This is a genomic window from Hydrogenovibrio sp. (assembly GCF_049975065.1).
Lineage (GTDB): Bacteria > Pseudomonadota > Gammaproteobacteria > Thiomicrospirales > Thiomicrospiraceae > Hydrogenovibrio.
Genome location: NZ_JBNGDN010000064.1, coordinates 1 through 12,003 on the forward strand (window position 1 = coordinate 1; position 12,003 = coordinate 12,003).

General features: G+C 53.7%; 13 protein-coding genes. 7 read left to right on the forward strand and 6 right to left on the reverse strand.

All coding sequences use genetic code 11. The annotated features are described in order from the left end of the window. Positions 1-241: 241 nt before the first annotated feature. The 3 genes from ACP5D0_RS07865 to ACP5D0_RS07875 all read left to right on the forward strand — a co-directional run bounded on the left by ACP5D0_RS07865 (position 242) and on the right by ACP5D0_RS07875 (position 1,603). Complete coding sequence (locus tag ACP5D0_RS07865) at positions 242-709, forward strand: hypothetical protein (RefSeq protein WP_472365116.1); 468 nt, start codon at positions 242-244, stop codon at positions 707-709. Positions 710-780: 71 nt separating this feature from the next. Then, positions 781-1,203, forward strand: a complete 423-nt coding sequence (gene trxC, locus ACP5D0_RS07870; protein ID WP_472365117.1) for a thioredoxin TrxC — start codon at positions 781-783, stop codon at positions 1,201-1,203. 124 nt (positions 1,204-1,327) lie between these two features. After that, positions 1,328-1,603: a hypothetical protein gene (locus ACP5D0_RS07875; protein ID WP_472365118.1), complete on the forward strand. Its 276-nt coding sequence runs from the start codon at positions 1,328-1,330 to the stop codon at positions 1,601-1,603. A 16-nt stretch (positions 1,604-1,619) separates the two neighbouring features. Here ACP5D0_RS07875 and ACP5D0_RS07880 read toward each other — a convergent pair whose 3' ends face one another. From ACP5D0_RS07880 to ACP5D0_RS07905, 6 genes are all read right to left on the reverse strand, one after another. Next, positions 1,620-3,092: a hypothetical protein gene (locus tag ACP5D0_RS07880; RefSeq protein WP_472365119.1), complete on the reverse strand. Its 1,473-nt coding sequence runs from the start codon at positions 3,090-3,092 to the stop codon at positions 1,620-1,622. Positions 3,093-3,142: 50 nt separating this feature from the next. Then, positions 3,143-5,155, reverse strand: coding sequence for a VWA domain-containing protein (locus ACP5D0_RS07885; protein ID WP_472365120.1), 2,013 nt, complete (start codon positions 5,153-5,155; stop codon positions 3,143-3,145). Beyond that, positions 5,152-6,249: a vWA domain-containing protein gene (locus tag ACP5D0_RS07890; protein WP_472365121.1), complete on the reverse strand. Its 1,098-nt coding sequence runs from the start codon at positions 6,247-6,249 to the stop codon at positions 5,152-5,154. Before ACP5D0_RS07890 ends, ACP5D0_RS07885 begins: the two co-directional genes overlap by 4 nt. Further along, on the reverse strand, positions 6,249-6,863 hold the full coding sequence (locus ACP5D0_RS07895; RefSeq protein WP_472365122.1) for a hypothetical protein: 615 nt from the start codon (positions 6,861-6,863) through the stop codon (positions 6,249-6,251). The genes ACP5D0_RS07890 and ACP5D0_RS07895 overlap by 1 nt, the downstream gene beginning before the upstream one ends. Further along, positions 6,853-7,791 (reverse strand): DUF58 domain-containing protein, encoded by a 939-nt coding sequence (locus ACP5D0_RS07900; RefSeq protein WP_472365123.1) that lies wholly within the window; start codon positions 7,789-7,791, stop codon positions 6,853-6,855. The genes ACP5D0_RS07895 and ACP5D0_RS07900 overlap by 11 nt, the downstream gene beginning before the upstream one ends. A gap of 96 nt (positions 7,792-7,887) precedes the next feature. Continuing rightward, positions 7,888-8,868 (reverse strand): AAA family ATPase, encoded by a 981-nt coding sequence (locus ACP5D0_RS07905; protein ID WP_472365124.1) that lies wholly within the window; start codon positions 8,866-8,868, stop codon positions 7,888-7,890. Between the two features lie 256 nt (positions 8,869-9,124). On the opposite strand from ACP5D0_RS07905, the gene ACP5D0_RS07910 reads away from it, so the two are divergent. From ACP5D0_RS07910 to ACP5D0_RS07925, 4 genes are all read left to right on the forward strand, one after another. Next, positions 9,125-9,826, forward strand: coding sequence for an ArsR/SmtB family transcription factor (locus tag ACP5D0_RS07910; protein ID WP_472365125.1), 702 nt, complete (start codon positions 9,125-9,127; stop codon positions 9,824-9,826). Between the two features lie 146 nt (positions 9,827-9,972). Further along, on the forward strand, positions 9,973-10,272 hold the full coding sequence (locus ACP5D0_RS07915; RefSeq protein ID WP_472365126.1) for a hypothetical protein: 300 nt from the start codon (positions 9,973-9,975) through the stop codon (positions 10,270-10,272). Then, positions 10,260-10,754 carry a hypothetical protein gene (locus ACP5D0_RS07920; protein WP_472365127.1) on the forward strand — a complete coding sequence of 165 codons (495 nt, stop codon included), beginning with the start codon at positions 10,260-10,262 and terminating at the stop codon, positions 10,752-10,754. The genes ACP5D0_RS07915 and ACP5D0_RS07920 overlap by 13 nt, the downstream gene beginning before the upstream one ends. Before the next feature lie 181 nt (positions 10,755-10,935). Further along, entirely contained in the window at positions 10,936-11,856 is a 921-nt protein-coding gene (locus ACP5D0_RS07925; RefSeq protein WP_472365128.1) for an alpha/beta hydrolase, read from the forward strand. The last annotated feature ends 147 nt before the right edge of the window (positions 11,857-12,003 follow it).

Genomic DNA, 12,003 nt, shown 5'->3' on the forward strand with positions numbered 1-12,003 from the left:
ATTGACCCGATTTCGGCAAAACCTTACACTTAACTCAAGCTTAATGAAACGGAAGACATTAAGTTGGTTTTACCCTTAAAACCCCAAAATTAATGATTCTAAAAGGTCTCCTCAGCTTGAAGAATCTGCTCCTCAGATGAAAGCGCGATACTGACCCTATCGCGCTTTTTTTTGGTTCTTGAATTCAAGGTTAAATTTCATTTATCCTCTCTGTCAGAACACATGCCCAGGAAACATGCCTATGAACGCCCCAACGAAAACCGTCAACGGAAAACCGTATCGTCACGGCCACGGCAGTGATGAACAGCACCGCAGGGATCAAGCCTTATTTTCGAAATTACTGGAAAACCATCAAGCGCTGAAACGAGAAACACGCACACTGGAAAACGGCATTGTCGCTCGCACCACCAGCGACGACCCCGAACTGGTCACCGTGCTGATCGCCCACGTTGAAGGCATGGAAAAGCGCTTTGGGATGGGACGCGCCATTCGTTCATGGGATCCTCTGTTTGCTGCCTTATTTGAATATAAAGACCACATTAAAATGGTGTACCGCACGTTAGAAAATGGCGTGGAAGCCGAGCTCACGGCTGATGACCCAAAGCTCGTTGAATTGATTCACAGCCATGATCTCACCCTTCACGGCTTTGTCAATGAAGGCTTCGAAGCCGGCAGACGCGAAAGCCCGAAACCGGAATGGTTAAAATAACCTCTTCCATCTTGAATACCGCCCGCCAGGCCTTATTTAGTTAAATATTCGGGTTATAAGGAGCATGAACCATGATTATTATGTGCCCTCATTGCGGCGGTCTCAATCGCATTCCAGATGACAAACTCGGCCAGACACCGACCTGCGGAAAATGCAAATCGCCTTTGTTTACTGGCCAGCCGGTTGAAATGAACGGTCAGCAATTCTTGCGCGCCATACAGAAAACCGACCAACCGCTGATTGTGGATTTCTGGGCGCCCTGGTGCGGCCCGTGTAAAATGTTTGCCCCGATTTTCAGCCAAGCCGCATCACAACTGGAACCAAGCGCACGCCTGGTGAAAATCAATACCGAAATCGAACAACAGGTGGCCGCTCAATTCAACATCCGCTCCATCCCAACTCTCGCCATTTTTAAAGGCGGACAGGAGGTGGCTCGTCAAGCGGGTGCGATGGATTTGCGCAGTTTCCTAAACTGGGCGCAATCCGTATTGTAAACTGTTCAGTGATTGTGCAAACAGCGGCCTTCTAGCCAAGTCAACGCATCATCCCACACTGTTCAACCCGTTTTAACCAGGCCTGGTCGATTTCTACGACCAGCCCGATACTAAAGGACTTTCAATGGAAATCGGCTCACCCGAACACAAGCGCTTGCTGCGCAACGGCATTATTCGCGTCGCCGTCAAAACCATTTTTTTCGGCTGGCTGCTCGGCATCGCGCTGATGCTGCCCAGTTGGGTGCGTGAAAACACCTTTTCCACTGGGCTGGCCTATGCCGGCCTGGTGATTATTTGGGTAACGCTGATTTACGCCCTCCTGATCGCTGTTAAAAAAGCCCGCCACACCTTCACGGCTCTTAAAAACGTTGAAGCGGACGACCCGAACAAACCCGTTTAACCACGTTTTACCACATTTAACCCCGACGATTTAAGCCCAACCGCAACGGCCAGCGCGGCCACCGCATCCATGGCTGCTCTCTCGCCCAACGCTGCGCCGCCTGCCGCACAACGTCAAAATCAGCGGACGGCGGCAGCGCATAAACATGCCGATTCAAACATTTGACCAACTCTTCCAATGACACGCAGGATTCACGCCGACCATACCCCGACGCAACCGCCGCCCGCCATTGTCCGATACTCTGACGTGAAAGACTTGATGGCGACAAAGGTTGTGGCGAAAAAGAATCGGAGAAAACCGCACCGGGTTGCGACTTCAACCAGGCCTGAAGCGCGAACCAGACACCTTCCACAGAATCGCACCGTTGTAAACGCCAGCGCAAGTGTCCAAGCGCCCAAATTTGCCGTAAAAAATAGCCACCCAGCCACAACATTAAAATAACCAGGCCTGCCGCCAAGACTTGAATCAGAAAAAACACCGCTCTCGGCACCGAAATAACCGATTGCGACGGCACCTGCACATCCTCTAAGCGTCCGGTTTCGGGGTTAAAATAGGTCACTCGCAAAGGCGGTAAACGCACCCACCCCATTGCCAGAATCCGCAAGGGTTGATCCACACGCACCTCACTGCGCAACCCAGAAAGAGTCATCGTTTCTGCACGCTCGACATTCGGCAACAGCCATTCAACACCTTGCGAATCCGCCAATTGCGCGGTTAAATTCGGCCACTGCGACAGCGGCACCCCCTGCCCCTCCAAAGACCAGTGCCAATGGTAAAGATCCCCCGCCACCACCCAAAAAGGGTTAAACGCCGCCTGCAAACTCACCGCCTCCATCGGCAACACCGCCGGAAGATAAGACGGCAGCGGCTTGACGGCCACCGAAGCCGGTGGTGCAAAAAACAACTCATGGCGATACGCCGACACATCCACCCGAATGGCCGGAGACGGCACCGACTGTTTTCCAGCCGTGTCGAAACGCAACGCATAAGTCAACTCTGTGTCATGACCAAACACAGTGTTGACCGACTCCGCCACTGGCGCATCCAACCATTGATAACGACCATCCAACGGCGCTTCACCCGACAAATAAACCGCCCGCATCGAAGCTTTCTCAGTGGACACCCTAGCTCGCCAATACACCACCTGATGTGGATACACCCCTTCCGGCGGCGGCTGCCATTCAATTTTAACCGCCGGATTTTCCGTGACTTGAATCGTCACAGCCTCAACGTTCACCCCCTTGGATGTCATCGACGGCAGCGAAAATTCACCGACCTGATACGGGTACAATTTCACCCTCATCCGACTGGATCCTGTCTCCACAACTCGAACCGCAAAATGCCGCTCGATCGCGCTTAAATCCAACGCTGCAAATGCCTTGTCCACCTGCTCACCACTGAGCACCCAAGTCACCGGGTTACCCAACACCACCGTTTTCGGATGCATCCGGCTGTCGGAAAAGGCCAGGCCTGGTAACATCCATAGCATCGCCGAAACCCAGCACAGCAAAAGGCTCGCCAAACGTCTGTTGCAACCCATTACCATGGCTTCACTCCCGGCAGCGCGTGCGGTTCGTCCTGAGTGGCCTGAAACCCTTCTTCCCGTTCAAACAAGGTTTGCAACAATCGTGATTGCTGATCGTCCACCGCCTGCATCTCCTGCTCAAAGGCTTCAATACGTCGCACCCGTTGCTGCTGATCTAAAATCGCATTGGCCGTATCGCCAAGACGAATCGGCTGCGCCGGTTGCAATGAAAAATCCACTTCTTCCGGCGACTCCGGCAACACAAATTCTCGGCCGTCTTTTTCGCCTTCCGGCGCATCGCCGGAAGCCCCTTCACCCACCTCATCCTGGTTCGGCTTCTGCCCCCCGTAAAAAGCCCCGTCCGCATCCCGACTGCTCTGGCCTTCCCCCTGACCTTCGCCGTCTTCGTCCTGCTGTTGTTCGCCGCGCGGTGTGGGCTGGGCACGCTTGGCCAGCGCCAGATTATGCTTGGCGTTATCGTAATCCGGTTGATACGCCAGCGCCTGTTCGTAAGACTCTATGGCCAAGGCCAATAGTCCCGCTTGATAAAAACTATTGCCCAGATTAAACAACGCCTGCGCCCGCTGCGTCGGTGTCCAGCCAAGGATCGCCGCCTCACGAAAATACGCCACGGACGACTCATAATCCTCATTGCGATAGGCCGCGGCTCCGGCACCAAACAGCCCATCATAACCGCCCAGTTCAATGTAAAGCTGCTGAGCGCGATCATAAGCCTCAGACACCAAAGCGTCATAAGCCTGCTGCGCCAAACCGACTCGCGTCAAGCCAGCCTCATCGTTTGCCCAGGCCTGGTGACTCGGCCACAGACTCCAACTCATTGCCCCCACCACTAAAATGAATACCATACGAGTCGCATTCGCGCCTGCCGCTTTTCGCTGGTTTCGTGCGGATTTCCGCCGCCAAGACAACGGATAAAAACTCAACAGCAACGCCGCCAAAGCCACCACTATAAACGGCCTAGCATGATCTTGCCATTGCGGTTGGGTACGCATTAAAGAACGCTCTCCCGCCTGCTGCGCAATCTGAGCCAACAAGCCATCCAGAAAATCCGCCGATGCCTCAGCCACCCTAAAATCACCGTTAAATTCCGCCGCCAGACGCTTTAACTCCGCCGTCTGCAACTGTGTGCGCACCTGCTTTCCATGCACATACAGGGTTCCGCTGGGGTGCTCCAGGGTCGGAATCGGTGTCGGCACACTCGACCCCACCCCCACCAACACCACTTGCGTGTTGGTCTGCTTCGCCCAGTCCACCGCTTTTTTCAGTGCCTTTTCCACCGTTTCAGACGGTGCCTGCAAGGTCTCATCCGGTGTCTTTCCATTGGTAAACAGCAACAGAATCCGTGCCGAGCCAGCCGTCTGCTGCAAATGCTTCAAGCCAAATGCCAGCGCGTCCGCCACCTCAGACCCGCGTGTTGGCAGAATCCCAGGGCGCACCAACGCCAGATAATGTTCAAATAAATCGCGATCAAACGACAAAGGCGACACCAGATGCGGCCGACCGGCAAACACCATTAACCCCAAACGATCATCCGGTTCCAGGCGCTTTGCCAAAGACGCCACCAACGCGCGCGCTTGCAAAAAGCGGTTCGGTTTGACATCCTGCGCCAACATGGAACGCGAGGCATCCAGCGCCACCAGCACATCCACCCCAGCGCGGCTGGAAGCCTCGGGGGTAGGCACCAAACTTCTCGGTCCCGCCAAGGCCACCACCAGCGCCATCCAGGCCAAGGTCAAAAGCACCGCTGGGCGGAACAATCGCTGCAGCCCATTCACACCCATTGCAAACAGACGTGTCGCAAAACCACCAGGCCTGGTCAAAGACGACGATTGCGCCACGCTGGCCGCCGACTCGCCCGACGCCTTCACCCATGGCATCAAATGAGGGTCGGCATACGCCGCCTGTTGTTGTCTACGCCGCCAGAAGACCCAAAGTCCCCACACAAAAGGCACCACTAACCACCACAGAACGGCCGCCTCACGCCATTGCCAATCCCAAATCGTCATCCATTCGCCTCCTGCAAACGACGCGCCAGCCACTGCAGCAAAACCAGATACACGCCGAACACACTCAGTGCCAGCCCCAGCAGATACGGATACAGCGCCTTGTCGGCAAATAAGGGGCTCGGCACTTCAACGGCCACGCCTTCGGCTTGATCAATCGCCTGCAACACCTGTTGCAAATCCGCTCCGCTACCGACCTGATGATAACGCCCGCCGGTTTCCGTGGCGATCCGCTTGAGCGACTCGGACTCCAAAGGTTCATACAAAAGACCGCTGAATGCACGCTGATCGGCGTCTTCGGATTGAGACCCAATGCCCACCGTGTAAATCGGCACATTCAATCCTTGGGCATAATGAATCGCCTCGGCAATGGGCAGACGACTGTCACGGGTGGAACCATCCGAAATCAACACCACCACCCGATTTTCAGTGGACTCGGTGCCCTGCGCCACCTGTTGCAAGGCCAAGCCCAAAGCCGCGCCTTCCCCCTCATCGGTGCGCCCGGCCAAATAGGGTTCCAGTCGCTTGAGCATCAATCGCGCCGTGGTGCCATCCGACGTCAAAGGCATCAAGGTATAGGCCTCGTCGGCATACACAATCACCCCAAAACGATTACCCGCCAAACCGGAAATGAATTGATCCAAAACCTGTTTGATGGCGGCAATGCGACTGGTCGGCTCGCCATTCAACTCATAATCCTCCAGCACCATGCTCACCGAAGCCTCCACCACAAACACTATGTCCCGCACGGTTTTTGTTTGCGGCTCCGGCGGCAAAGGAATGCGTTGCACCGGCTGCGCCAAGGCGGTAATCACCGTCGCCAGCAGCAGCCAACGCAATGCACCCATGACAAGGCGAGCGGCCTTAAAAGTCGGCATTTTCGGCGTCGCGCCGCCCAACCGATCAATTAAAGTGTGCCGAAACACCAGCGACTGCGCCGACACCGCCTGCTCCCAATCCGACGGCGCAGGCCGCCAATAATGCCAAGCCCACAACACCGCAACCAGTCCCCACAAAGCAAAGGCTTCCGGCGTTTGAAACACCACTGATGGCCACTGTCGCCACACTTCAATCAGCTCATTCACACCGTTCATCATCAAGACTCTCTCGAAGGCTGTGGCTTATCGGCCGCATTTTTAGAGTTCGGCGCTGAGGGTTTCAAGCGCGCGCGCCAGGCTCGAAGCGATGCTCGAACCGTTTCGAACCCATTACGCCAACCGCAAAGCAAAACCGAGCCAAACGAAGGGGTTGATGCGATTAAATCACGGCGAAACGTCTGCGCCATTTTCAGAAGCGTTTCACGTGAAACACCGTTTTCACTGAAGCAGGCCTGGTCAATTGTCGGTTTCAGCGCTGAGACGGACGGCGGCGGCAACAATCGGTGCCGCACCGCCGTTTGAAAGAGATGACACAGCCGGTTCAACTCAGCTTGACACCGCTTGGCCGGTTCACTCTTGGAAACGGCAGAATCGCCTGAATCACCTGAATCGTCGGCTGTCCGCAAACCACGGACGACCTTATGCAACGCCCAACGCAACCGCCAGCGCCGCCCAAAATGCCACATCAGCCAAACCAACAACAGCCATATCAAAAGGCCGACCAGCCCCCAACCAAACATCATCAAAAGCCCCCACCAGTCCACCCCCGGTTCGGCGGGAACTTCTATGTCGAGCAGCGTATTTTGCGCCGCTTGCAACACATCAGCGTCCATAGCCACCCCTTGTTTCCAACCCTGCAATCAACGACTGCAAGCTCGCTCCGGTGGATAAAGACGTCGCCCAGACGCCGACACTGGCCAAAGTGTGCAATTTTTCCGCAAAATAGCTTTCCGCCCAAGCTTGGTACTGCTGACGTTGCGCCGCCGAAAAAGCACTCTGAGTCGCGCCACCGCTCAATGACTGCAACCGCAAACCCGACAAAGCCGGAAGCCGCCTTTCCGCCGGATCTTCCAGCAACACCGCCTGCACCATCACCCGCTCGCTCAAAGCCGCCAGCAGCCGCACCGCCGCCGCATCCAAGTCGGCAAAATCGCTCAAAATAACCAAGCGTGCCCCCGGTTGCAACCGGTTCAGACACGCCAGCAACTCATCCGACAAACGCGACTCCACCCGAACCGCTTCCCCCGTTTTCGGCGGACAAGGCACCGACACAAATTCCATAAAATGCTCAAAGCTGCTGCGCCCTTCAAACGTCGGTGAATGGCGCACCGTTTCCGACATGGCCACGCCTTCCAAGGGTCGCCCAGCCTGTTGCGCCCACCAAGCAAACAGACCGGCCGCTCGCGCTGCCTGAGTCACTTTGAGTCGCGTTTGCGTGCCAAAACGCATCGCTTGGCGTTGATCCACAATCAACGTCCAGCTCTCTTGACGCTCCTCTTGAAATAATTTCGTATGCGCCTGACCTGTGCGCGCCATTAAACGCCAATTCAGATGACGCACATCATCCCCCATTTGATAGGCACGACTTTCTTCATACTCCATGCCGGAACCCAAGTAGCGGCTGGCTTGTTCGCCCTGCTTTCGCGCTTCACTGGCCTTTGGGTTCAAGGCCAAGCGACTTTTCAGCACAGACACCTCATCGGCCAAAGCATGAATGTCCGTCGCCGACAGAATCGGTGCCGTCACAACGGAACTGCCCAAACGACCACCCCAAAAGCCACTCGACCTGGCCACCCACGATCGCATTAAACCTCGCCAGCTCGCCATTGAAATCAATTTGCCCAAACGCATCCCACCTCAACGCTCTTCGGAAACCACAGGCACCGGCACCAATTCAATAATGCGCTCGATCACCGCGTCCTCCGTCCACTGCTGGGCGCGACCGGCAAAGCTGACACGAATTCGGTGGCGCAATACGTCCGGCAACAGAGCGATGGCATCATCCGGGGTAACAAAATCCCGCTCATCCAACCAGGCTTTCGCACTGGCGGCGTGCAGCAACGACAAGGTGGCACGCGGTGACGCACCGATTTCCAAAACCTCCGCCATCGTTTCATCCCACTGCGCCAATCGCCGAGTTGCCCCCACCAAAGCCACCATGTATTTCTCCACGGCTTCGGAAACATACTGCTCCGAAATCTGATGCCGTGCCGCCAGCACCTTATCCGGCGTTAAAAAGGCAGCAAGAGTTTCCTTGTCTTCACCAAAATGATGGGCGCGATCACGCCGCAAGATTTCCAGCTCCTCCGCCTCATCCGGATAATCCAGCACCACATGCAACATAAACCGATCCAATTGCGCTTCGGGCAAGGGATAGGTGCCGCTCTGTTCCAGCGGGTTCTGCGTCGCCATGACAATAAACAACTCCGGCAAGGGTCGCGTTACACCGCCCGCCGTCACCTGCTTTTCCGCCATGGCTTCCAGCAACGCCGACTGCACCTTTGGGGGCGCACGATTGATTTCGTCCGCCAGCAGAATCTCATTAAACACCGGCCCCTTCACAAAACTCAACTGCCCGGTTTGCGGGTCGAGTATATCCGACCCCATCACATCTCCAGGCATCAAATCCGGGGTAAACTGAATCCGCTGAAAGGTCGCCTTCACCGCATCGGACAAGGTTTTCACCGCCGTGGTTTTTGCCAGGCCTGGCGGCCCCTCCAACAGCAAATGTCCGCCCGTCAGCAATGAAATCATCATCCGTTCCAGCAGCGATTCCTGCCCGACAATGACGTTTTGCAAGTGAGTTTTTAGAAGAGAAAAGTCGGCCTGAGAGGTCATAAAAATATTCCTTAAAAGCGTCTAACGGCAGCAGAAAAATAGTAGACAGAATTAAAACAAAGTTTAAGGCTCGGGTTAAACTGAATCAATCATTATACGCTGACATACAAAATATTCAATCATTCAATTGAATATTAAAATTACTTTACACGACACAAAATTTTTCGATAAGATAACGTTTTATTGACACCGCAAACGCACATTCAGCCCAAGGTTGCAATCTGCCATAAAATCCGTGCCACATTATGAAACAACCATGAAAAAGCAACTGTTCGAACAGCTGGCGCGCATCGGCCGCAGTCTTGCCTCACCGCAACGCATCGAGATGCTGGACTACCTCGCTCAGGCCGAACGCAGCGTGGACGAGCTGGCGCAGCTCTGCAGCCTCAGCATCGCCAACACCTCCCGACACCTGCAACAATTGCGGCAGGCAGGCCTGGTCAGTGTTCGCCAACAGGGTCAGCAACGTTGTTATCAACTGGCCGGTTCCGACGTGGTGCAACTGGTACAGCATCTGCGACAAACCGCGGAAACTCACCTCGGCGAAGTCCCAGGCCTGGTCAAAACCCTGCTACCGGATCAACACAAAACCCCGGTCATCACCAGCCAAGCACTCGCCGAACAACTCAAGCACACCCCCCCCGTGCTTTTGGACGTGCGCCCAGCCAAAGAATACCAACAAGGTCATATCAAAGGCGCCATTCATGTGCTGCCGGAAAACATGGACGAAACACTCGAAAAGGTGTCACAATTGCAGGGCACGCCCATAGTGGCCTATTGCCGCGGCCCTTATTGCGTTTATTCGCACCGTATGGTGACCCAGTTGCAACAAGCCGGTCACCAAGCCTGGCGACTCGCCGAAGGGTTTCCGGAATGGAAAGCCGCTGGACTGCCGTTTGAAGTCGGCAGCGAACAAAACGCGGATTTGACCAGGCCTGCAAACAGCGCTTTGACATGAGCAACGAAGAACTCACTGCCCGCAGGTGTAAACCGAGATACTCAGATTTTTGCAGCCGATTGACTTGATTCCGACAGGCTGCCAGTGGTGAAAACAAAACAATCTTGATAAAATCAAAAATCGAGCTTTGCGGCCAAAGGATTGATATGCGACTGACAGAGCAGCAAGTAGAAGCGATTCAAGCTACCTTTGCCAAAGTATTTGGGCAAGGCGAAGTCATGCTATTTGGCAGCCGAGTCTTTGATCAGAAAAAGGGCGGCGATATTGATTTGTATCTGCACCCGACACAACACACGCCAGATGCTTTTGAAAAAAAAATAGCGTTTCTTGTCGCGTTAAAGCAACAAATTGGCGAGCAAAAAATTGATGCCGTACTGTCCATGTTTGCCCCAAAAGAACTTCAACAAGAAGTTGAGCATCACGGAGTCTTATTGTGCAAAATATAAACAAGCTCAAAATCGACAAATACATTACAGAATGCGATAAACATCAAAAACGTATCAACAGTGCATACCATAAAATCGCCAACAAATTGCCGCTGAATGCACAAAGCTATCAAAACCTGACGGAAGACGATATTGAGCACATTGACCAATTCCTTTTCCGATATGCCAAATTGCAAGATGCAATTGGGCAAAGACTTTTCAAAACATTGCTTAACTACCTAGAGGAAGAAACCGAGGGGCTGCCGTTTATTGACATTTTGAATAAACTCGAAAAATTAAATCTAATTGAATCGGTTGAGCAATGGCAAACGCTCAGAGAAATTCGTAACGCCATTTCACATGAATACGATGACAACCCTCAGCTTATGGCGCACACCTTAAACACCGTTTTTCAATCAAAAGATCAACTGCTTCGAATTTACCAAAACTTAACGCACGAATACCAAAAACGCCAACTAAACGAACAGGTTCAAATAACTTAGTCTGAACAAGAGAGTGCACTCGGCTCACCAAGGGATTGATTATCTTTCCATTCATTTTCACTGAAATTCGCCATACTTATCGCTAGGCGAATTCAAGCCATCACTGCGTTTTTAAAGGGCTTACAAGCCTTACAGAAAGATTCGAGTTATACGCTTTCAACCACAACAAAGAGTTAACACCATGAAATACACTTTTTTAAACCCCATTAAGCGCCTGTTTTTCGGCCTGACGCTCGGCTTGCTCGCGCTCGGTGTCCAAGCGGGCGACAGCCAGAAAATCCAACAGAAAATGAACGGCCAAACGCTCAATGCCTATCTGGTGATGGCGGACGGCAAAAGCTATCAGGACAAAATGGTACTGCTCACCCACGGCACCCTCACCCACGCCCAGCGCAGCACCTACACCAACATTCAAAACCTGTTGGCCGAGCGCGGCATCAGCTCACTTTCAATTAACCTAAGCCTCGGCATCAGCGACCGCAGCGGTGAATACGACTGCCCAACCCCACACCGTCATCAACATGAAGACGCCATGGACGAAATCGGCTTCTGGCTGACGTGGCTGAAAAAACAAGGGGCACACGACATCACCTTGATGGGGCACTCTCGCGGCGGCAACCAAACCGCCTGGTTCAGTGTGGAGCAAGATGATCCAGCGGTCAAAGGCGTGATTTTAATCGCCCCGGCCACTTGGAATTATGACGCCGAAAAAGCCGGCTACCAGAAAAAATACGGGCAAGACATTGAGCCGATTTTAGCCAAGGCCAAAAAATTAGTCGCGGAAGGCAAAGGCGATACGCTGATCAAAAACATCAACTTCATTTACTGTAAAGACACTTCTGCCACCGCCAACGCCGTTGTGAGTTACTACAAAAATGAACCGCGCATGGACACGCCCACCTTGCTGAAAGACGCCAAAAAGCCCACGCTGGTGGTGATCGGTTCCGCCGATGATGTTGTCGCCGATCTGGAAGAGAAAATGAACGGCGTCAGTAACGAACAAGTCACCGTCACCATTATCGACGGTGCCGACCACTTCTTCCGCGACTTCTTCGCCGAAGACCTCGCCGACAGCGCCGCCGCGTTTATCGAACAAGAATAAAAACGCCAGCAATACCGGTTGTCACAAAAAAATGGCCGACAAGTCGGCCATTTTCAATTACACGCCAATTACACGCACAAGACCCCCGCTCTCTTTGCAAACTGCAACTTTTTTGCAGAATGCGGCATTCAACCGAATCAGCTTAGC

Excerpts from the sequence above, each read along its gene's own strand:
- ACP5D0_RS07905 (WP_472365124.1), bottom strand. The coding sequence starts at position 8,868 with ATGACCTCTCAGGCCGACTTTTCTCTTCTAAAAACTCACTTGCAAAAC.
- ACP5D0_RS07910 (WP_472365125.1), top strand. The coding sequence starts at position 9,125 with ATGAAAAAGCAACTGTTCGAACAGCTGGCGCGCATCGGCCGCAGTCTT.
- ACP5D0_RS07880 (WP_472365119.1), bottom strand. The coding sequence starts at position 3,092 with ATGCTATGGATGTTACCAGGCCTGGCCTTTTCCGACAGCCGGATGCAT.
- trxC (WP_472365117.1), top strand. The coding sequence starts at position 781 with ATGATTATTATGTGCCCTCATTGCGGCGGTCTCAATCGCATTCCAGAT.
- ACP5D0_RS07865 (WP_472365116.1), top strand. The coding sequence starts at position 242 with ATGAACGCCCCAACGAAAACCGTCAACGGAAAACCGTATCGTCACGGC.
- ACP5D0_RS07885 (WP_472365120.1), bottom strand. The coding sequence starts at position 5,155 with ATGACGATTTGGGATTGGCAATGGCGTGAGGCGGCCGTTCTGTGGTGG.
- ACP5D0_RS07890 (WP_472365121.1), bottom strand. The coding sequence starts at position 6,249 with ATGATGAACGGTGTGAATGAGCTGATTGAAGTGTGGCGACAGTGGCCA.
- ACP5D0_RS07895 (WP_472365122.1), bottom strand. The coding sequence starts at position 6,863 with ATGGACGCTGATGTGTTGCAAGCGGCGCAAAATACGCTGCTCGACATA.
- ACP5D0_RS07925 (WP_472365128.1), top strand. The coding sequence starts at position 10,936 with ATGAAATACACTTTTTTAAACCCCATTAAGCGCCTGTTTTTCGGCCTG.
- ACP5D0_RS07875 (WP_472365118.1), top strand. The coding sequence starts at position 1,328 with ATGGAAATCGGCTCACCCGAACACAAGCGCTTGCTGCGCAACGGCATT.
- ACP5D0_RS07915 (WP_472365126.1), top strand. The coding sequence starts at position 9,973 with ATGCGACTGACAGAGCAGCAAGTAGAAGCGATTCAAGCTACCTTTGCC.